The 19398-nt window shown below is 68.8% G+C and carries 17 protein-coding genes and 1 pseudogene; 10 read left to right on the forward strand and 8 right to left on the reverse strand.

Annotation, left to right across the window (positions count from 1 at the left end):
- Positions 1 to 60 precede the first annotated feature (60 nt).
- A complete protein-coding gene (locus tag OG496_RS50145) occupies positions 61 to 1002 on the forward strand; it encodes an acyl-CoA thioesterase (protein WP_405975694.1) in 942 nt (313 codons plus the stop codon).
- A 37-nt stretch (positions 1003 to 1039) separates the two neighbouring features.
- Here OG496_RS50145 and OG496_RS50150 read toward each other — a convergent pair whose 3' ends face one another.
- From OG496_RS50150 to OG496_RS50170, 5 genes are all read right to left on the reverse strand, one after another.
- A complete protein-coding gene (locus OG496_RS50150; protein ID WP_405975695.1) occupies positions 1040 to 1831 on the reverse strand; it encodes an enoyl-CoA hydratase/isomerase family protein in 792 nt (263 codons plus the stop codon).
- A gap of 86 nt (positions 1832 to 1917) precedes the next feature.
- The gene (locus OG496_RS50155) at positions 1918 to 2247 is read right to left on the reverse strand and encodes a DUF4286 family protein (RefSeq protein ID WP_266866248.1); all 330 of its coding nucleotides are present in this window, start codon (positions 2245 to 2247) and stop codon (positions 1918 to 1920) included.
- 152 nt (positions 2248 to 2399) lie between these two features.
- Positions 2400 to 3449 (reverse strand): phosphotransferase family protein, encoded by a 1050-nt coding sequence (locus tag OG496_RS50160; RefSeq protein WP_405975696.1) that lies wholly within the window; start codon positions 3447 to 3449, stop codon positions 2400 to 2402.
- Entirely contained in the window at positions 3446 to 4645 is a 1200-nt protein-coding gene (locus OG496_RS50165) for an acyl-CoA dehydrogenase family protein (RefSeq protein WP_405975697.1), read from the reverse strand. Before OG496_RS50165 ends, OG496_RS50160 begins: the two co-directional genes overlap by 4 nt.
- Before the next feature lie 71 nt (positions 4646 to 4716).
- Entirely contained in the window at positions 4717 to 5457 is a 741-nt protein-coding gene (locus OG496_RS50170) for an SDR family NAD(P)-dependent oxidoreductase (protein ID WP_405975698.1), read from the reverse strand.
- A 125-nt stretch (positions 5458 to 5582) separates the two neighbouring features.
- Between OG496_RS50170 and OG496_RS50175 the strand changes: the two genes are divergently transcribed.
- On the forward strand, positions 5583 to 6254 hold the full coding sequence (locus tag OG496_RS50175; protein ID WP_405975699.1) for a TetR/AcrR family transcriptional regulator: 672 nt from the start codon (positions 5583 to 5585) through the stop codon (positions 6252 to 6254).
- Between the two features lie 45 nt (positions 6255 to 6299).
- Here OG496_RS50175 and OG496_RS50180 read toward each other — a convergent pair whose 3' ends face one another.
- Positions 6300 to 7763, reverse strand: coding sequence for an APC family permease (locus OG496_RS50180; protein WP_405975700.1), 1464 nt, complete (start codon positions 7761 to 7763; stop codon positions 6300 to 6302).
- Positions 7764 to 8115: 352 nt separating this feature from the next.
- On the opposite strand from OG496_RS50180, the gene OG496_RS50185 reads away from it, so the two are divergent.
- The 4 genes from OG496_RS50185 to OG496_RS50200 all read left to right on the forward strand — a co-directional run bounded on the left by OG496_RS50185 (position 8116) and on the right by OG496_RS50200 (position 13165).
- The gene (locus tag OG496_RS50185) at positions 8116 to 9414 is read left to right on the forward strand and encodes a serine hydrolase domain-containing protein (protein WP_405975701.1); all 1299 of its coding nucleotides are present in this window, start codon (positions 8116 to 8118) and stop codon (positions 9412 to 9414) included.
- 555 nt (positions 9415 to 9969) lie between these two features.
- The gene (locus OG496_RS50190) at positions 9970 to 11466 is read left to right on the forward strand and encodes a flavin-containing monooxygenase (protein ID WP_405975702.1); all 1497 of its coding nucleotides are present in this window, start codon (positions 9970 to 9972) and stop codon (positions 11464 to 11466) included.
- 113 nt (positions 11467 to 11579) lie between these two features.
- On the forward strand, positions 11580 to 12167 hold the full coding sequence (locus tag OG496_RS50195; RefSeq protein ID WP_405975703.1) for an adenylate kinase: 588 nt from the start codon (positions 11580 to 11582) through the stop codon (positions 12165 to 12167).
- Positions 12168 to 12286: 119 nt separating this feature from the next.
- Entirely contained in the window at positions 12287 to 13165 is an 879-nt protein-coding gene (locus tag OG496_RS50200; RefSeq protein ID WP_405975704.1) for a phytanoyl-CoA dioxygenase family protein, read from the forward strand.
- Positions 13166 to 13381: 216 nt separating this feature from the next.
- Here the strand turns inward: OG496_RS50200 and OG496_RS50205 are convergent.
- A pseudogene (locus tag OG496_RS50205) lies at positions 13382 to 13669 on the reverse strand (hypothetical protein); the annotation flags it as partial.
- A 67-nt stretch (positions 13670 to 13736) separates the two neighbouring features.
- On the opposite strand from OG496_RS50205, the gene OG496_RS50210 reads away from it, so the two are divergent.
- Both OG496_RS50210 and OG496_RS50215 read left to right on the forward strand, forming a co-directional pair.
- Positions 13737 to 14165 (forward strand): hypothetical protein, encoded by a 429-nt coding sequence (locus OG496_RS50210; protein ID WP_405975705.1) that lies wholly within the window; start codon positions 13737 to 13739, stop codon positions 14163 to 14165.
- Complete coding sequence (locus OG496_RS50215; RefSeq protein WP_405975706.1) at positions 14081 to 14863, forward strand: hypothetical protein; 783 nt, start codon at positions 14081 to 14083, stop codon at positions 14861 to 14863. Before OG496_RS50210 ends, OG496_RS50215 begins: the two co-directional genes overlap by 85 nt.
- Before the next feature lie 219 nt (positions 14864 to 15082).
- On the opposite strand, the gene OG496_RS50220 is transcribed toward OG496_RS50215, so the two are convergent.
- Positions 15083 to 16714, reverse strand: coding sequence for a long-chain-fatty-acid--CoA ligase (locus tag OG496_RS50220; RefSeq protein ID WP_405975707.1), 1632 nt, complete (start codon positions 16712 to 16714; stop codon positions 15083 to 15085).
- A 298-nt stretch (positions 16715 to 17012) separates the two neighbouring features.
- On the opposite strand from OG496_RS50220, the gene OG496_RS50225 reads away from it, so the two are divergent.
- Positions 17013 to 18653: an IS1634 family transposase gene (locus OG496_RS50225; protein ID WP_405969311.1), complete on the forward strand. Its 1641-nt coding sequence runs from the start codon at positions 17013 to 17015 to the stop codon at positions 18651 to 18653.
- A gap of 54 nt (positions 18654 to 18707) precedes the next feature.
- Entirely contained in the window at positions 18708 to 19316 is a 609-nt protein-coding gene (locus OG496_RS50230; protein WP_317772211.1) for a TetR/AcrR family transcriptional regulator, read from the forward strand.
- Positions 19317 to 19398: the final 82 nt, after the last annotated feature.

The raw sequence follows: 19398 nt of genomic DNA on the forward strand, positions 1-19398 counted from the left end.
GGTCTGCCGGAGGACCAGTCGGCGCGGCAGTGGCGCACGGACGACCGGAGAGGAGTTCCCATGAAGGAGACCGGATCCGCCGCACAGCCGGCCGGCATGGACCACGCCCCGTCAGATCGCCCGGCGGAACAGGCCGAGGGTCACCCACCCGACCTGGACGGCCTGTTCGACCTGCACCGATGGTCGCCGAACGGCTTCCGTGCCCTTGGCCCGAACATCGGCACAGCGCGGCTGTTCGGCGGCCAGGCCGTGGCACAGGCACTCTGCGCGGCGGGACGAACGGTCCCCGAGGGGTTCAGGGCGAACAGTCTGCACGCCCACTTCCTGCGCTCCGGAGAGACCTCGGGCGCGGTCGAGTACCAGGTGGAGATCGTGCGGAACGGCACCACGTTCGCCACCCGCCGGGTCGCCGCCGTCCAGCAGGGGACGGAACTGCTCCAGCTCACCGCCTCGTTCCACCGGCCGGAGCCAGGGCTCACCCACCAGACGGCGGTGCTCGACGTACCCGACCCGGAGTCGCTGCCCACTCCGGAGGAGTCACTCCCGGACGCGCGGGGGCGGGAGTGGTACCGAGGCATCCGAGCCCGCTTCCCGTTCGACATGCGTTTCGTCGGCGCCCCGCCGGGAGTGGCCGCCGGTACCACCGCTCCGCCACGCCACGGCGTGTGGTTCCGGGCACGCGAACCCCTGGGTGCCGACCCCCTCCTGCACGCCTGCACCCTCGCCCTGGTGTCGGACCTGTTCCTCCTCGCCGCGGCCCTGCCTCCGCACGGTCTGCGGATGGGTACGCCGGGGATGCTGGCGGTGAGCCTGGACCACGCCGTGTGGTTCCACGACCGCGCCTTCCGCGGCGACGACTGGTTCTTCTGCGCACAGGAGGGGTCATGGGCCGGCGGCGGCCGGGCGCTGTGCCGCAGTACGGTCTTCGACCGCCGCGGCACCCTTGTCGCGACGGTCGCGCAGGAAGGGCTGATCCGCGTCGGTCCACAGTCGGCGCGGTAGGCCCCGGCCCGCGTCCCGAGCGGCCGGAGCGGGCACCTCAGTCGCCCATGAACAGGGGACTGCGGTGCTCCCTCTTGGCCCGGATCCCCTCGTGGATGTCCGAGGTCGCCATCGTCACCGGCTGGGCCAGCGCCTCCCACTGAAGCGACGCGGCAAGCCCGTTGGCCGACTGCTCAAGCCCTGCCTTCGTCAGCCGGGTCGCGATCGGCGCGGCGCTCGCGATACGCCGGGCCACTTCAAGAGAGCGGTCCAGGGCGTCGTCCGCCACTTCGGTCACCAGTCCCCACGCGGCGGCCTCGTCGGCCTGCAGTTCGCGCCCCGTGTAGAGGAGGTCCCGTGCGCGCGGCACGCCGACCGCCTCCTGGAGCAGCCAGGTCGCGGCCATACCGCCATGGGTTCCCAGGTAGACGAACGGAGTGCTGAACCTGGCGGAGGTACTCGCGTACCGCAGGTCGCACGCCAGGGCCAGGCACAGCCCCGCCCCGACGACGGGTCCGTTGACCGCGGCGATCACGGGGAAGGGCAGCTCCCTGGGCGCGAGCCAGGTCCGGTAGAACGGCAGCATCCGCTGCCGCATCCGGTCCGGCGTGTTGTCCCGCGCCGATCCCTGGTCGAGCCAGGAGAGGTCGGCGCCCGAGCAGAACGAACTCCCGGCTCCTGTGACCACGAGCACCCGCACGTCATCGTCCTCGGTGACCACGGCCAGCGCGTCCGACCAGGCGGCGGTCATCTCGGCGGTCATGGCGTTGCGCACGTCCGGGCGGTTGAGCGTGATCAGCCGTACGCCTGGCGCCGGCTCTTCCAGAAGCACGGCGTCGTCCGAGCTCATCTCGACTCTTCTTTCTCGCGGTTGCCCCGCAGGTGGACGCGTCGCCGACCCGGGGCGACGGGCAACCGGCCCGGCGCCGCGCCCGCTCAGGCGCTCCGCGCCGGCTCGTACAAGGTCATCACCGGAGGTCGGCTGTCCATCGCCGGCGACATGTCGAGCTTACCGGCGGCCGCCGCCTCCCCGATGGCGCCCAGCACCGCGCCCGGGTCCTCGGCCTCGATCTCGTACAGGGCCAGGTGACGGTACTCGGCGGGCGGACCGGCCGGGGACGCCGTGAAGCGGGTGGCACTCACGATGCCGGGTACGCGCTCCAGCAACTGCGGGATGTGCACCTGCTCGTACCAGGTGTCGAACGCGGCTTCGTGTTCGGGGCCGGCGGCGTTGGTGTGGACGAGGAGGATGGCTTTGCGCGTCATCGCTGAATCCTTTGATGGACATCAATGTATCGACGCAAATCTAGGTGGGGGCTTGCTGTCGCGTCAATGAACCCCTGAGGGGACAGTGCTCAGAAGAGTCGTGTCGCGGGCAGCCGCGCACTGAAGCTCCCGCCCCGCAGCCGTAACGCCGCCTACGTCCGTCCCAGTACGCGGAGTTCGCGGAGAGCCTTCGAAACGAGGACCGGGACCGCCGCACCGGCGCCTTCGTAGCCGTCGCTCACTGTCTGGCCGCCGAGGTACCGGGCGTGGACGCCTTCGAGGATCACGGCGAGCTTCATCGCGCTGAAGGCCAGGTAGAACGGCAGGAGGCTCAGGTCCCGGCCGGTCGACTCCGCGTATCTCTCGGCCACTTCGAGGCTGCTGGGGAAGCCCTGCTGGGTGGTGACGCCCACGGCGACGGGAATCAGCTCGCGGTCCGTGTCGTCACGGTCGTGCCAGTACGTCAGCGTCATGGCCAGATCGGCCAACGGGTCGCCCAGTGTGGAGAGTTCCCAGTCGAGAACACCGGCGATGCGGGGCGGCCCGTCCAGGCTGACGATGGTGTTGTCGAGGCGGTAGTCGCCGTGCACGATCGAGGCGTCGGAGCGCTCCGGCACATGGTCGCCGAGCCGGTTCAGGAGCACGTCCATGTCCGGAAGCCGGCGCGTGTGCGAGCGGCGCCACTGCTCGCCCCACCGGGACACCTGGCGCGCGCAGTAGCCGTACGGCCGTCCGAAGTCCGCCAGACCGATGCTCGCCGGGTCGATACGGTGCAGGTCCGCGAGGGTGTTCACCAGGCCGTCGGCCAGCGTCGAGCGTGCCTCGGGACCGAGCCCCGCGGTGTCCTCCGCCGTGCGTACGACCACGCCGGGCACCTCGGCCATGACGTAGAAGGGACAGCCGAGGACATCGGGGTCCGTGCAGAGCGCCAGCGTTCGGGGCACGGGTACCTCGGTCCCCGCGAGCGCGGTCTGGACGCGGTACTCACGCTTCATGTCGTGCGCGCTGGGGAGCACTTCACCGAGCGGTGGCCGCCGGAGGATGACGGTTCCGCGGGGGAGACGCAGCCGGTAGGTGATGTTCGACAGCCCGCCGGAGATCAACTCGGCCTGCCAAGGGCCGCCGTCCAACAGGTCCGGCAGCGTTTCCCGCAGCCACTTCTCGATGTCCACGGCCGGCAGACCGGGCAGATCGGTGCTCATGACTGAACTCCGCTTTCCTGTACGGCGGTTGTGCCCGCACGGCGTGCGGCCCGCTTGGCGATCGACATCCGGTGCGCCTCCGAGGCTCCGTCGTAGATACGGAAGGCGCGGATGTCGGCGTAGATGCGGCCGATGACCAGGTCCTCGCTGGTGCCCAGTCCTCCGGCCAGTTGCACCGAGCGGTCGACGATCCTTCCGACGGCCTCGCTGATGAAGACCTTGGCGCGCGACGACGACTCGGTGCCCTTACTGCCCTCGGCCACTTCCCAACAGGCCTGCCACAGCAGCGCTCGGGCAGCGACCAGGTCGATCTCGTTGTCGGCGATCAGCTGCTGTGCCATCCCGAGGTCGGCGAGCCGCTGACCGAACAACTCCCGGTCGACCGCCCGCGAAAGAGCGATCTCGTGTGCGCGCCGGGCGGCACCGAGCCACCGCATGCAGTGGGTGAGACGGGCGGGCGCCAGCCTGACCTGTACGTACCGGAAGCCCAGCCCGGCTTCGCCGAGCACGGCGTCGTCCGGTACGAACACGTCCTCGAACAGCACCCGGCAGTGGCCGCCGACCATGGTCGAGTCGATGGTGCGGGCGTGCTCCTTCACCGCGAAACCGGGGGTGTCGGTGTCGACGAGCAGCATGGTGGCACCGCCGCTCTCGCCGTCGCGCGCCATGACGATCGTGAACGCGGCGCCCTCGGCTCCCGTGATCAGGTGTTTCTCACCCGAGATGCTCCAGCCGCCAGGGACCTTCGTCGCCAGGGTGCGTACGGCGGACGGGTCGGAGCCCGCTCCGGGCGGCGGCTCGGTCATCGCGAAGCAGGAGCGGATGTCGCCGTTGACGAGCGGGACGAGGTACTTCTCCCGCTGAGCGGGCGTGGCCACCACATCGAGCAGATGGATGTTGCCCTCGTCCGGGGCCGCGCAGTTGAGGGCCAGCGGGCCGAGCAGACTGGTGCCTGCCTCCTCCAGGAGGACGGCCGCCTCGTCGAAGCGGAAGCCGCCTCCGCCGAGGTCGGCCGGTGCCTGCGGTGCCCAGATCCCCGCGGCCTTCGCCGCCTGTTGCAACTCGCGGCGCAGCCCGTCGTCCAGGCCGTTCGCGAACGCCTCCTGCTCGCGCGGGACGACGACGTCCGTCACGAACTCGGCGATCCTGTCGCGCCACTCCACCACTCTGGGCGCAAGAGAGAAATCGAAGGACATCTACGGTGACTCCGTCCGGCTCGTCATGTCGTTGCCCGGGCCGGATCCGGCCCCGGTTCTCCCGGCGGCGGTCATGCGCGCCACAGCGTTTCTCCAGGCCGGGTGACCACGATGTTGGGCACCGCGGCATACCGCGACAGCCGGCACAGCGACACCGTGAGTTCCGCGATGTCCGAGACCTGGATCATCGTGGCGGGGTCGACGCGGTCGTGGACCCAGGCCGCCATGTCGGTGTCGACGTAGCCGGGTGACAGGGCCGTCGCGTTCACGCCCCGGGCGCCCTCGGCAGTCGTGATCGATTCGCAGAGGGAGATCAGGGCGGCCTTGGTGGCGCCGTACGCCGCCAGGCCCGGCTCGCTCACGACTCCCGTGATCGACGCGATGGCGATGATCCTCGCCCCGAGTCCGGACGGCGCGGATCCGGCCGTGCGGAGTGCGGGCAGGAGTCGCTGGGTGAGCTGGAAGTTGCTCCTGAGGTTCACCGCCAGCATGGTGTCGAGCTTGTGCAGGGGATAGGCGGCCAGCTCGCCGCCCGTTCCCATACCGGCGGCGAGCACCAACACGTCGATGCCGCCGTGCAGTTGGAGATGCGCGTCGGCCAGTGTCTCGACCTGCTCCGGGTCCGCCATGTCCGCGGACGCGGTCTCCACCCGGCCCCCATGGACGCGCAGTTGATCAGCGGTGTCCTTGAGCGGTCCGTCGGCGCGAGCGGACAGGGTGAGATCGAATCCCTCTTCCGCGAGCCGCTCTGCGATGGCCCTGCCGATTCCACGGGATGCGCCGGTGACGAGCGCGGTACGCCGGACTGTCATGGCACTCCTTCTGAGCTAATGACCGTTAGCTCAGATCCTGATCGTTTGATCAGAAACTTGTCAAGAGGTGAGTGTGCTAAGCCACATCGCCGAAGCTAATGAGCAGTAGCCGATATCCTCACCGCATGACTGAGGCGCTGCATGACGAAGACGGGTCGCGTTGGGCGGGGCAGGGCGCAGGCCTGCCGCAGAAGCAACAGGCCGTCGACGCGCGGACGATCTCCGCGGCGGCGCTGAGGCTGTTCGCCGAACGGGGCTATCGTGCGACGACGATGTCCGACATCGGCGCGGCGATCGGCATCCGCGGCCCGAGCCTGTACCGCCACGTGACCTCGAAGCAGGTACTGCTCGGGGGAATCATGGTCGACACGATGCGGGCGCTGATCGCCGACCAGCGGGCGGCGCTCGATGCCGGCGGCGACGTGTCCCTGCAGCTGCGGCGGATCGTCGAGGCGCATGTCCGCTATCACGCGGCACATCGCGAGCAGGCGTTCGTCGGCAACCGTGAGATCGAGAACCTGGAACAGCCCTACCGCGACCAGGTGCTGCGGTTGCGCCGGACCTACGAGCGGGGGCTGCGCACCGTCATCGAACGGGGGTGCGCCGAGGGCGACTTCACCGTCGCGGAACCCCGGCTCGCCTCGTACGCGATCCTCGACATGGGCATGGGGGTCTCGGCCTGGTTCCGTCCGGACGGACCGCACGGCGCCGAGCAGATCGCGTACACGTACGCCGACCACGCGATCCGTATGCTCACCGGCCGGTCGTCGGAGGGTGCGACGACCGCCGACGGGTGACGGTCCGTGTGCCGTCGTCGGCACACGGACCGTCCTTGTCCACGCCTACTGCCGGCCGATCCGGGCGTACACCTCGGGTTTCGTCCTCCGATAGACGAGCGCCATGACGACGCCCGCCGCGAAGGTTCCGTACACGACCGCGAACATCGTGTTCGCGAGTGTCTGCGAGCCGCTGATCAGCAGGTTGAAGTTCTGGGTCGCCAGGACCACGGAGATGGCGAGGCCGACGAGCGCGAGGGCGGGAGCGATGACCGAGTTCCAGGGATTCGCCCCGGCCACCCGGTTCCGCCTGAGGTAGACGGGAACCGCGACGCCGGTGACCAGGAGCAGGACGATGAGCGCGTAGCCGAAGATCCCGACCAGTACGGCGTACAGCTTCGAGGGGTCGGTACCGAGGGCGACGAAGGGGGCCAGTCCGAGCAGCGACAGGGCGGTCATGGTGAGGGACGCGCGGTGCGGGGAGCCGTGCCGGCCGTGCACCCGGCTGAGGGAGCGGTGCAGGATGCGGTCCGCGCTCAGGTTGTACATGTAGCGCGACGTGATGTTGTGGCCCGACAACAGTGCGGCGAAGATGCTCGTGTTCAGCAGCACGGTCACGATGTCCACGGTGACGCGGCCGCTGTATGTCTCCAGGCTGGAGATGAACGACCCGGTGGGGTCGGTGGCCGCGGCGGCCACGACCTTGTCGGCGCCCACGGCCTGGATCATCACCCACGCGCCGCCCGCATACAGGACGGTGACGAGGCCGATGACGAGGTACGTCGCCCGCGGAATCGTACGGTCGGGATTCCTTACCTCGTCGCGGAAGATGGTGGTCGCCTCGAATCCGCCGAAGCAGGTGATGCCGTAAAGAAGGGCGATGCCGATCGAGCCGGAGAATATGGCATGCGGGGTGAAGGAAGAAGTGCCGAGACCTGAAGCGCCGCCCTGGAATACGACACAGGCGTCATAGACGAGGACGACGATGATCTCGCAGACCAGAAGCGCGGAAAGAATCTTCGCCGAGAGGTCGAGCTTGAGATAGCCCAGCGTTCCGACGATCGCCAGCAGGAACAGACCCCAGACCCACCACTTGATATCGGGCCCGTGATAGGTGTCGTGGACGAGCGATTCCAGTACGAGGCCGCCGTACGCGTAGCTGCCGATGACCATGAAGTAGTAGCCGAGCAGTGCGACGAACGAGGATCCCAGCCCCGCGACCCTGCCGAGACCTGCGGTGATGTAGGCGTAGAAGCCTCCCGGGTTCGGCAGGTGCCGGGCCATGGTGGTGAATCCGGCGGCGAAGAGGGCGATGATCGCCCCGGCGGCGACGAACGCCATGGGTGCGCCGAGGCCATTTCCATAGCCGATGACCACCGGGAGAAAGCCGACGACGATCGCGAGGGGTGCGTTGAAGGCGAGCACCGTGAAGAGCAGATGGGCGGTGCCCAGGTTTCCTCGGAGTTGCGATTCCTGCGGTGATGACGCCGTGGGAGTTTTCGGCTCATTCGCCGCTGACACAGAACTCATGTGCACCCTCTCTGATGATGGCCCCGACCCCCTGCTGGGGCATTGGCGAATCTTGTCGGCCCAGTAATGGGTTACTGAAGCGGCCTGTCAAGGTTTTCGGGAAAATTCACGAATTCTGGGGACCGGAATGGAGAGTGCGGGTCTGCTTCCGGGGGTGGGTTGACAGCCTGGTGAGGCAGTCCCACAGTGGACCACTAGTTGGTCATCTGATCAGGTCGTTAGATTACGATGGCGTTCGCCGCTCCGCAAGGGGTCTGTGCATCCCGTCTCCGTCGATGCGGCGGGTGCCGACCGCGCCGGCTCAGGCCCGCGGCCCGGACCGGTGGGCGCCCGAGTCGCCGCGAGGAGTGTCATGTCGATTCAGCCGCAGATCACGTACTCGGAGGGGTTCGTCGCACCGGGTTTCGAGCCACTACGGGAGGCGTTCGACCGGAACTTCGCGCAGCTCGGCGAAGTGGGGGCGTCCTGCGCGGTCTACGTGGACGGCGAACTGAAGGCCGACCTGTGGGGCGGACTCGCCGACATCGTCACCGGGGAGCGATGGCGGGCGGACACGGTCGGGCTGGCGTACTCCGTGACGAAGGGCGCCACGGCGATCCTCTGCTGCCTGCTGGCCGACCGGGGGGAACTCGACCTCGACGCTCCCGTCGCCCGCTACTGGCCCGCCTTCGCGAGCCACGGGAAGGGGGGAGTCACGGTCCGGATGATCCTCGCCCACCAGGCCGGACTGCCGGTTCTCGACGGCCGGTTCACTCGTGCGGAGATCCTCGCGTACGGCGTCGCGGCACGAGCACTCGCCGAACAGGAACCTCTCTGGACGCCGGGCGCCGACTTCGGCTACCACGCCCTGACGTACGGCTGGCTTCTCGACGAGGTGGTTCGACGTGCCACCGGCCGGACGATCCAGGACCTGTTCTCCAGTGAGATCGCCGGCCCGCTGGACCTCGACTTCTTCATCGGTCTGCCCGACGGCGTGGAACAGCGGGTCGCCGCGCTGGTCGACGACCCGTTGTCCGGTCGCCCCGCTGCCTCGCCCGACTCCTCGCTCGCGGACCGGATTCCCGATCCGGAGCTGAGGCGGGCGATCGGCGCCGACCGGAGAGTTCCGGCGGACCTGTCGTCACTGCTGGTCCGGGCGATGACTGCCAACGGTGCGCTGAGGACGCCCGATGCCGACGAGTGGAACACGCCGAGCGTCCGCAGGGCATCGCTTCCCGCTGCCAACGGGATCACCAACGCCCGCTCTGTGGCTCGGGTTTATGCCTCCTGCGTCGGTGAGGTGGACGGACTGAGGCTGCTGGGTGAGGACATGGTCACGGCCGCGACCGCCGAGCAGAGTGCGGGGCGTGACCGGGTGACCGGGCTGGACGCGCGGTTCGGCAGCGGGTTCATGCTGCCCAGCGCGGGGGTGCCGATGCTGTCCGGGAGTTCCTTCGGGCACGAGGGTGTCGGCGGGGCACTCGGCTTCGCCGACCGCGATGCCCGGGTCGGCTTCGGGTATGTGCAGAACCTGCTGAAGACGGAGATGACCGGAGGCCCGGATCCGCGCGTCGCGGGACTGCTCGCGGCGCTGCGCGACGCACTCGGCGGCCAGGGTCTGTCCGGCGGAACGGGTCGGAGAAAGGCAGCGGCGCCCGACGGACCCAGGTGAGTGGGTCTTGGCGTGTGCGGCTGTAGGCGGAGAAGGTGCTGATACCAGTGGCTGCCGCCGCGGGTGATGCGACGGGAGTCCCCGCGTGAGGTCGTTAGGGGGCGGGGGAGTCGACAGCGGACGACAACGCCGCTGGAGGTTCCCCGCGCCCCTTGGGTGGACGGGGGAGGGCGTGCCAGGACCGGCGTCACCGGCATGATCCGCCGGACACACCCTGAGCGCTCCGCCGGCTGTGTCGATGCGCGGGGACGGGCTGTGCCGTCGATCGTCCGCCGCGCCATCGTGGCTGGTCACGCCAACGCGGCGGAGCCGCGTACGGATACAGCCCCGCACGCCTTCAGGGTGCTGCCGAACCGCAGCGGACTTCGCTCCAGCCGCTGGGATCGGATCGGCCGTCGGCGCCCTCGGTGTTCTCCGGGCATTGACACGCGGAAGTACGGCACGCATTCTGATCGTACGATCAGGTCATTTGATCAGAAGTCCTCGCCGTCGACCCCACCGGGGATCGCGGCTCGGAGGACACCATCCCTGGCCCTCAGTCGACAGAGGACGGTCATGACTCATCTTCAAGGCGGCGATCCCGCGGTCGTCATCGTGGGCTCGGGTTTCTCCGGGCTCTGTGCCGCCATCAAGCTCAAGGAAGCCGGGATCGACGACTTCGTCATTCTGGAGAAGGACTCCGATGTCGGCGGCACCTGGCGGGACAACACCTACCCGGGCGCCGCCTGCGATGTTCCGAGCGTGCTGTACTCCTACTCCTTCCGCCAGAACCCGGACTGGACACGGCACTTCCCGTCCTGGGACGAACTCCACGCCTACCTGCGGCAAGTCGTCGACGTCTACGAACTCGGCCCGCACCTCAGGTTCGGCGTCGAGGTGGAGGAGATGCGCTTCGACGACACCACCGACACCTGGACCGTGGTCACAGGGGCGGGTGAGTCGATCCGGGGCAGGTTCGTCGTGAACGCGACCGGCGTGCTGAGCAAGCCGGTGGTGCCCGACATCTCCGGCCTGGAGACCTTCGACGGAAAGGCGTTCCACTCCGCCCGGTGGGATCACGACCACGACTTCGCCGGACGCCATGTCGCGGTGATCGGAACCGGTGCGAGTGCCGTTCAGTTCGTTCCCCACCTGGCCGAACAGGCGGAAAAACTCTACGTGTTCCAGCGGTCACCGCACTGGGTGACGCCGCGCGGCGACGCGGAGATCCCCGCGCGCCGGCGTCGTCTCTACGGTCGGCTGCCCCTCGTGCAGCGGCTGCGACGCTGGGCGACGTACTGGGAGTTCGAGACGCTGGCCCGGGGTTTCCTCGGACACCCCAAGGTCGTCGAGCGCTACCGGCAGCGAGCGCTGGACTTCCTCAAGGAGTCCGTGCCCGACGAGGCGATGCGGGCGGTGCTGACCCCCGACTACGCCCCCGGGTGCAAGCGCCGCCTGGTGTCCGACGACTGGTTCCCCGCGCTTCGGCGGAGCAACGTCGAACTGATTACGACGGGCCTGCGCGAGATCACGGCGGACGCGGTCGTCGCAGCGGACGGCTCGCCGCGCCGGGTCGACACCATCGTCTTCGGCACCGGGTTCGCCGCCACCGACTTCCTCGCCCCGATGAAGGTGTTCGGGCGGGACGGTGTCGAGATATCGGACGCCTGGAGGGACGGAGCCGCCACGAAGCTGGGCATCTCGACCTCGGCGTTCCCGAACTTCTTCATGATGCTGGGCCCGAACACCGCACTCGGGCACAACTCGATGGTGTTCATGATCGAGGCGCAGACCCGCTACATAGTCGGCGCCATCAAGCACGCGCGCGTGAAGGGGATACGGGCTCTCGAACTCCGCCCGGAGGTACAGGCGAGCGCCTACCGGAGGACTCAGCGGCTGATGAAGAAGACCGTCTGGGTGTCCGGCGGTTGCCGCAGTTGGTACCAGTCGGCGGACGGCCGCATCGACACGCTGTGGCCGGGTACGACTGTCTCCTACTGGTGGCGGACGAAGCGGTTCAAGGCCCGTGACTATCGGTCGGGGCAGGGAGCGACGACGAGCGGGACCGCGTAGACGCTTACCGGCCGGGCCTGTTGACGGAACCTGCTCGGCTGGTGAGGAGTGACGGAGTGACGCCGTACCGGCATGTCATGGATGCGGCTCGATCGGAAGGTATCCCTATCCAGATGCGACTTGTGCTCATCGGCCCTCCTGGCGCAGGCAAGGGCACCCAGGCAGCCATCCTCCGCGACGATCTAGGCATCCCGCACATCTCGACCGGCGATCTGTTCCGCGAACACGTCAGCCGGCGGACGGCTCTGGGGCAGGATGCCCAGCGGTATCTCGACACGGGTGAGCTGGTCCCCGACCACATCACGGGCGAGATGATCCGCCGACGGCTGGCGGAACCGGACACGCGGCGGGGTTTCCTCCTCGACGGCTTCCCACGAACTGTGCGACAGGCGGAGGCACTTGGGTCGATGCTCCCCGGCGCGGACGGCGGGATCGACGCCGTCCTGGAGTTCACCGCTCCCGAAGACGTCGTAGTGGCAAGGCTGTTGGGCCGTGGCCGTGCGGACGACACCGAGCAGGTCATCCGGCACCGGCAACAGATCTACCGCAGCCAGACCGCTCCGCTCCTCGCCCACTACGCGGACAGGCTGCTGACGATCCAGGCCGTCGGCTCCGCCGAGCAGATCGGTGAACGGGTACGGACGGCATTGCGGGAACGGGGCCTCGCGGCGAGTGAGGACGAGAGCGCGGCACGGCCTTGAACCACATCCTGTCGGCCATGTGATCCGCCGGTCGCGGCACCGGGCCGGCTGACTCTCTCGCCCCGATCCACCCGCCGGGCTCCGGCGAACACCATCGTTGAACTTGTGAGGGCAACACCATGGGTCTCACCACACTCGAACCGACCGCGTCCGTGGATGACGTCTGCGACGTGATCGCGCGCGACGGCGGCGTGATCGTGAAGGACTTCATCGACAGCGAGCTCCTCGACGCGATCAAGGCCGACCTCCTGCCGGAGCTGGAGCGGGTCGGCTGGGGTCAGGACGACTTCGCCGGAGCCAAGACGCGTCGACTCGGCGCCCTGTTCAAGCACAGTCCGCGCATGACCGACCTCATCACCCACCCGTTGTTCTACGGTGCCGCGGAGCGCTACCTCCAGCTCCCGACCCCGGTGTGGTTCGGCGAGGAGCGGGCGGAGCTGGTTGCGAACATCCAGGTCGGAGTCACCCAGCTCATCGACATCCACCCCGGCGAGGGCTCTCAGCCGCTGCACCGGGACGACGCGGTCTGGCAGTGGCGCCACCCGGAGGGCGGTCGCCAGGCCCGGGTGCAGATCATGCTGGCCGTCACCGACTTCACCGCCGACAACGGCGGGACACTGGTGATCCCCGGCAGCCACCTGTGGGACGACGAGCGCGGCCCCCGCGAGGAGGAGACGGTCCCGACCGAGATGACGGCGGGATCCGCGCTGATCTGGCTGGGGGCGACCTACCACGCCGGCGGCACCAACAACACCGACATCTCCCGGACCGGGCTGACCCTGACCCTCGACCTGGCCTACCTCCGGCAGGAGGAGAACCAGTACCTCTCCGTGCCCCTCGACGTCGTCAAGGGGCTGCCGGACCGCGTCCAGCGCCTCCTCGGCTACGAGGCGAGTCCGCCGTTCATGGGCTGGATCGAGGTCGACGGTGTGATGACCGACCCGCACCACGTGCTGGAGGACGACCCGTCCTCCGCCAAGGCCGCGGCAACGTTCTAGGGGCCGGTCGGCCGGAGAGTGTGGTGAAAGTGTCAGTCGCAGCCAGTTGCTGACAGCTGCGACGTGCAAGGGGGCGTCCGGGTCGACGAGCCGCGTGAGTTCGACGATGCGTGCCTGGAGGCGGAGGCCGTACGCGGCTCTGGCCTCCGGCAGCGCGTCGTTGCTCTCGAACAGGAGCTGGTATGCGCCTGGGCGGGCGGCGCCCCAGGCGATCCAGGTGTCGCCGGCGACGACCAACTGCTTGTCGGACTCGTCTCTGGCGTCGAGTGTGTTGCCGGCCGAGACGCCGACGAGGAGGGGCAGTCCGTTGGCGTCCGGCAGGACGTGCATCTTGGAGCCCGGTTTGCCTCTGTCCACGGGGCTCGGGCCTGCGTGTTCGCCCTCTCCTTTTAGCCCTGTGTCCTGCCTTCCGCCGCCCGGCGGCCGCACTCCCGACGGCGGGATCCGCGGCTTCGAGATCTCCCACAACAATCCGCCCCATGTACGTCTCGACGTCCGCCTCACCACCTAGGACGCGGTCTCAGCCGGTCGGCCGCGGCCCGGTGAGTCCGGGGAAGCCGGCCGGGGCGCCGTGGTTGATCCATTCGGCGAGCCGGTCGGGGGAGAACAACTCGTCCTGGACTTCACCCCCTCCTACGTACGAGCCGGCTCCGCCCACGCCGCGCTGCGCACCGCCGACGGTGAGCACCGCTTCGGCCCGTACCCGTCCAACGGCTACGAGGCCGAGTGGCAGCACCTCGCCGACCTCGCCCATCGCACCGCAGTACCGCGCTACGACGTCGGGCGGCTGGTCGACGACCTCGCCTACGCCGTCGACATCGCCGAACGCGCCGCGACCGTCCAGCACTCCGAGGGAGCAGCCCTACGACGACCACCGCACCTCCGCTGGCCGTCCTCCTCGACCCGGCCCTCGATGTGCCGTTCACCCACGGCACGCTCGCCGGCCTGCCCCAGTGGCTGCGCCGCACCGAGACCGGGCCCGCCGACGTGGTGGCGGTGACCGCCGACACCCCGGACTGGCCCGACCGGCTGCGCGCCGTGCTGACGGACGCCGACCCGCCCCGGGCCGTACTGCTGAGCCGGGTCACCCCGGCCGACCCGGCGACAGTGAGTGAACTGGCCGCCCTGGCAGACGAGTTGGGCATCCCGGTGGTCGTCGACTCTCCCTGGGTACTGGACCCGACGGTCACCGAGCACGCGGAGCGGCTGCGCGCCGCGGCCGCCGGTGCCGTACTGGTGGACACGGTCGTGGTGGTGCCGACCGCCGCCGGACGCGCCCCGGCGGCCGTCCTCCTCGACCAGCTCGCCCTGGTCCGGCTGGTCGTCGGCCCGGTGTCCGGGCTCCGGGTCACCGGCCTCGACGAACGCGGTCACACGGCCGGGGCGTACGCCGGGGGCGTACCCGTACAACTGTCCTCGGTACTCTCACCGCTCGGCTCCGCGCAGGCCCGGCTGAGCATTCGCTCCCGGGGCGAGCAGTGGCAGTTGCGCTTCGCCGACCCGAACACCGCCCGGCCCACGGCGGCGCTCCTGATCGACGATGCCGGCGAGCAACTCCAGCCCACCCGGTACGAGACCGCGCACCGCGCCGCCTGGCGGCAACTGCACGGCGCCGCGACCGCCTCGACCCAGCCGTCCTACACCTTGTCGGACCTTGTCGCGGACCTGCGGTTGCTGCCGACTGAGGCCCTTCGCTGAGGGGCCCCACGTGATCGCCTCGGACCGCCCCGGTTGCCACGGCCTCGGTGCCGACGGGGACTTCAGCGACAGCGACCGTTTCGTACCTGGATCACGCGGCCCTGGCGTACGGCGACCGGGCGGCCGTGGTGACGGAGATCGGCGAGGGACGTAGCCGCCCTCGCCGGCGCGGAGCCCTTGCGTCCGCAACCTGGTGCCGCCACGGCCGCGATCTCCTCGTCAGCCGTGCACGCGATGGGTGCGGCCGGCCCACTCCGGCTCGCGCAGGGCGAACTTCTGGATCTTCCCGGTCGAGGTCTTCGGCAGTTCGGCCACGAGGTCGATGTTCCGGGGCGCCTTGTATCGGGCGATCTTCGCCCGGACGTGCTCGATCAGCTCCGCCTCGGTGGCCTGCTTCCCCGCCTTGAGGACGACGAAGGCCTTCGGCCGTTCCCCCCATTTCTCGTCCGGCACCCCGACCACGGCGACTTCGAGAACCGCCTCATGGCTCATCAGCGCCTGCTCCACCTCGATGGTGGAGATGTTCTCGCCGCCGGATATCACCACGTCCTTGGCCCGGTCACGCAGCTCGACATAACCGTCGGGGTGCATGACGCCGAGGTCGCCGCTGTGGAACCATCCGCCGGCGAATGCCTTGGCGGTGCCCTCCGGGTCGCGGTAGTAGCCCGCCATCACGTTGTTGCCCCGCATCACGATCTCGCCCATGGAACTGCCGTCAGCCGGTACGTCGACCATGTCCTCGTCCACGACGCGCAGGCCCTCGGTCTGGATCATGCCGACACCCTGACGGGCCTGGACCACTGCCCTTTCGTCGGAGGGGAGGGCGGACCAGTGCGGTTGGGCCTGGGAGACGGAGTACGGCCCGTAGGTCTCGGTCAGACCGTAGACGTGGACGATCCCGAAGCCCATGCGCTCCATCTGCAGGATCGTCGTGGGGCTCGGCGGCGCACCCGCGGTGGTGATCACCAGCGGGTGGTCGAGGGGGCCGGCCTGCGCCGCGTTCAGGATCGTGGTGACCACGGTCGGTGCCCCGTTGAGGTGGGTGACCCGATGTTCACGGATCTGCTGCCAGATCGCGTCGCCGCGCACCTCGCGCAGACAGACGTGCGTCCCGCCGATGCCGGTCACCGCCCACGGTGTGCACCACCCATTGCAGTGGAACATCGGCAGGGTCCACAGATAGACGCTGTCCTGATGGTGGGAGGAGTGGACGATCTCCCCGAACGAGTTCAGGTAGGCGCCTCGGTGGGTGTACACGACGCCCTTCGGGCGGCCTGTCGTCCCCGAGGTGTAGTTGATGGAGATCGGCGCGAGCTCGTCCTCGACCGACCAGCTCAGCTGCTCGTCCGAACCGCGGGCCGTGAAGTCGGCGTAGCTCACCAGCCGCGATCCGATCGCCGCGGCTGCCGCGGGGTCCACGCTCCCGCCCGCCTCGGTGTCCTCGAACACGATGACTTCGGTGACCGTCCTGACGTCCTGGACGGCGGCTGCGACGGTCGGTAGGAAGGCCGCATCGGTGACCAGGACCTTCGCGCCGGAGTGATCCAGAATGTAGGCGATCTCCTCGGCGGAGAGCCTGGTGTTGACGGCGACGAGCACCGCCTGGGCGAGCGGTACCGCGAAGTGCGCGACGAGCATCTCGGGCAGGTTCGGCATCAGATAGGCGACACGGTCACCGGCCCGCACATCGCTCGCTCGAAGCGCGTGGGCCACGCGGGTCGCCCGGGCGGCGACCTCGCCGTAGCTCAGGCTCCTGTTCCCGTAGATCACTCCCGGCTTGTCGGGCCATACGCGGGCGGTTCTCTCCAGGAAGGACAGCGGGGTCAACTGGGTGTGGGAGACGGCGTTCATGAAATGTCCTCCTGGCAGCAGCGACAAGAGTTGGCGGTGGCTCGGCCACGGTATTCAGCACGCATGCCCAGGTCAAGTGACTTGATCAAATGATCAGGCTCTTTTCCGGCGGCAGAGATCCGTCTGGATCCGGACCGGAGGCCTGCTCGTCGCCGCCGCTGGACGTCTAGACCCGGATTTCGCACGTGCCTCGTTCGGTTGGAACGGGGCGTGTGCGGTGTCGGGTGGGTGGTGTGGTCGTTGATGTGATGTGTCGATGATTTCGCGTGCCAAGCGGCCACGGGTGCAGCGTCCACGGATGAACGTGGAGATCGCGCCTGTGGTGGAGAGGCGTCTGGGTGCTCTGCCCGCCTCTGCCGAGTTTCTGCGCCGGCTGGACGTGGCCGGGATCATCGACGGGCTGTGTCCGGTCCGGGAGGTCGCGCATCTCACTCATGGGCAGGTCATCGAGGTACTGGTCGCCAACCGGCTTTCCGCGCCCGCGCCGCTGGTGCGGGTCGGTGACTGGGCCCGCGAGTGGGCTGTTGAGGAAGTCTTCGGGATCGAGGCGGACCTGCTCAACGACGACCGTATCGGCCGTGCCCTGGACGCCATCGCGCCCGAGCTGGAGGCCATCGTCGGCAGTGTCGGGGCGAGCGCGATCGCCGGGTTCGGGATCGATGTCTCGCGCCTGCACTGGGACATGACCAGCATGTCCCTGCATGGCGCCCACGAGAGGCCGGAAGAGGGGTTCCCGCAGGTCAAGTACGGTCATCCCAAGGACCGCCGGGCGGATTTGAAGCAGATCCAGGCCGGGATCGCGATCTCCGCGGACGGCGGCATCCCCGTTTTCCATCGTGCTTACGACGGCGGGGCCGGCGAGGTCTCCCAGGTCGTCGGGGCGATGACGGCCCTGCGTGAACTGGCCGCGCCCCGCGACTTCCTGATGGTCGGCGACTCGAAGCTGATCTCCTACGGCAACCTGCTGGCCCTTCAGGAAGCCCAGGTGAAGTTCATCGCCCCGGCGCCCGCGGCCAAGATTCCCGATGGCCTGTTCGCCGGCCTCGACGCGGGCCGGGCCCGCCTGGTCGACTACACCGCCGGGCGGGACGCGGGCAAGCCACCCGCGCAGCGTGGCCGCTACCGCGTGCTGGAAGACACCCAGACGCTGGCCGGTCCACGCAAGCGGGACCCGCAGGTCACCGTGCGCCGGATCCTGGTCCACTCCAGCGCCAACGCCGCTGCCCAGCAGGCAGCCCGCACCCGGCGCCTGGACAAGGCCCGTGAGGAACTGGACAAACTCCAGTCCGCCTGCGGCGGCCGGCACTACGCCACCGCCCAGAAGGTCACCGCACGGATCGGTGTGATCACCAGCAAACGCCGTATCGGCTCCTGCCTGGTCACTTCCATCAGCACCGACGAGACCGGCCGACCCGCCCTGACCTGGCACTACGACCAGGAAGTCCTGGCCGCCCAAGCCGCCACGGACGGCTGGTACGCGCTGCTGACCACCCTCGATCCCGCAGTGGCCGACGCCGCCGAGGTCCTCATCCGCTACAAGGGCCAGCCGATGGTCGAGCGCCGCTACAGCGACTTCAAGGGCCCGCTCGCCGTGGCCCCGGTCTTCTTGCACCACAACCGGCGCATCGCCGCCCTGATCACCGTGATCTGCCTGGCCCTGCTCGTGTTCTGCCTCATCGAACGCCAGGTCCGCCAGGCCCTGGGCGACGACCAGAGCATGCGCGGCCTCTACCCCGACAACCGTGCCCTCCGGCCGACCGGACGCATGATCCTCTACCACCTCGCCGACCTCCGGATCCGTGTCGGAACAGCCACCGACCCACCAACCATTCTGATCACCCGCGCCGTTCAAGCCCACCTCCTCGAACTCCTCGGCATCGACGAAACCCGCCCCCGCTGGCTGGAGACCTCAAACCCCACGTGCGAAATCCGGGTCTAGACTGCGAAGCGACTTGTTCATATGACTCAGACAAAGGATCAGGGAGGCTCGCGCATGGCTCGCGTTCCCATGGATCAGCGCCGACAGGACTTCATCGAGGCGACGGTGCGTGTCATCGGCGAGCGTGGGACGAGGGGGGCGACAACCCGTCGTATCGCGGAGGCGGCCCAGGCGCCGCTGGCTACGCTGCACTACGTTTTTCATACCAAGGAGCAGCTGTTCTTCGCCGTTTTTGAACATGCTTCGGATCAGTTGCTCGAACGGATCGGCGCGAGCAAGGGTGGCACCGGGCTGGGGAAGACCGCCGCGTCCCTCCTGGACACCACGATGACCTGGTACATCGAGAACGACGACTACGCCCGTGCGCAGTTCGATCTGTACATGTGGGCTCTTCGGCAGGAGGACGTGCATCCGGGACTGGCCACCCGGGCCTACGACCTGTTCATCGACCGCTTCGCCGATGTGCTCCGGAAGCACCTCGTGGACGGTGACGATCCAGAGCTCGTGGAGCCGCTGGCCCGGATTGTGGCGTCGCATCTTGATGGTCTCTGTCTGCAATGGCACGGATACCGTGACCGCGCCCGGCTGGACGCCGATGTCGCCCTGGCGGGGGAGGCGATCGAGCTGCTGGTGGAGTCTCGGCGTGGTCGGAGTCGAGCATAGGGTACTGAGTTCCCTGACTGATGACACCAAGTGCCGATAGCCTTCTTGATTGTGGCACTCAGTGCCCTTAAGGTGGGGTACT

This window comes from Streptomyces sp. NBC_00988 (assembly GCF_045162645.1).
Lineage (GTDB): Bacteria > Actinomycetota > Actinomycetes > Streptomycetales > Streptomycetaceae > Streptomyces.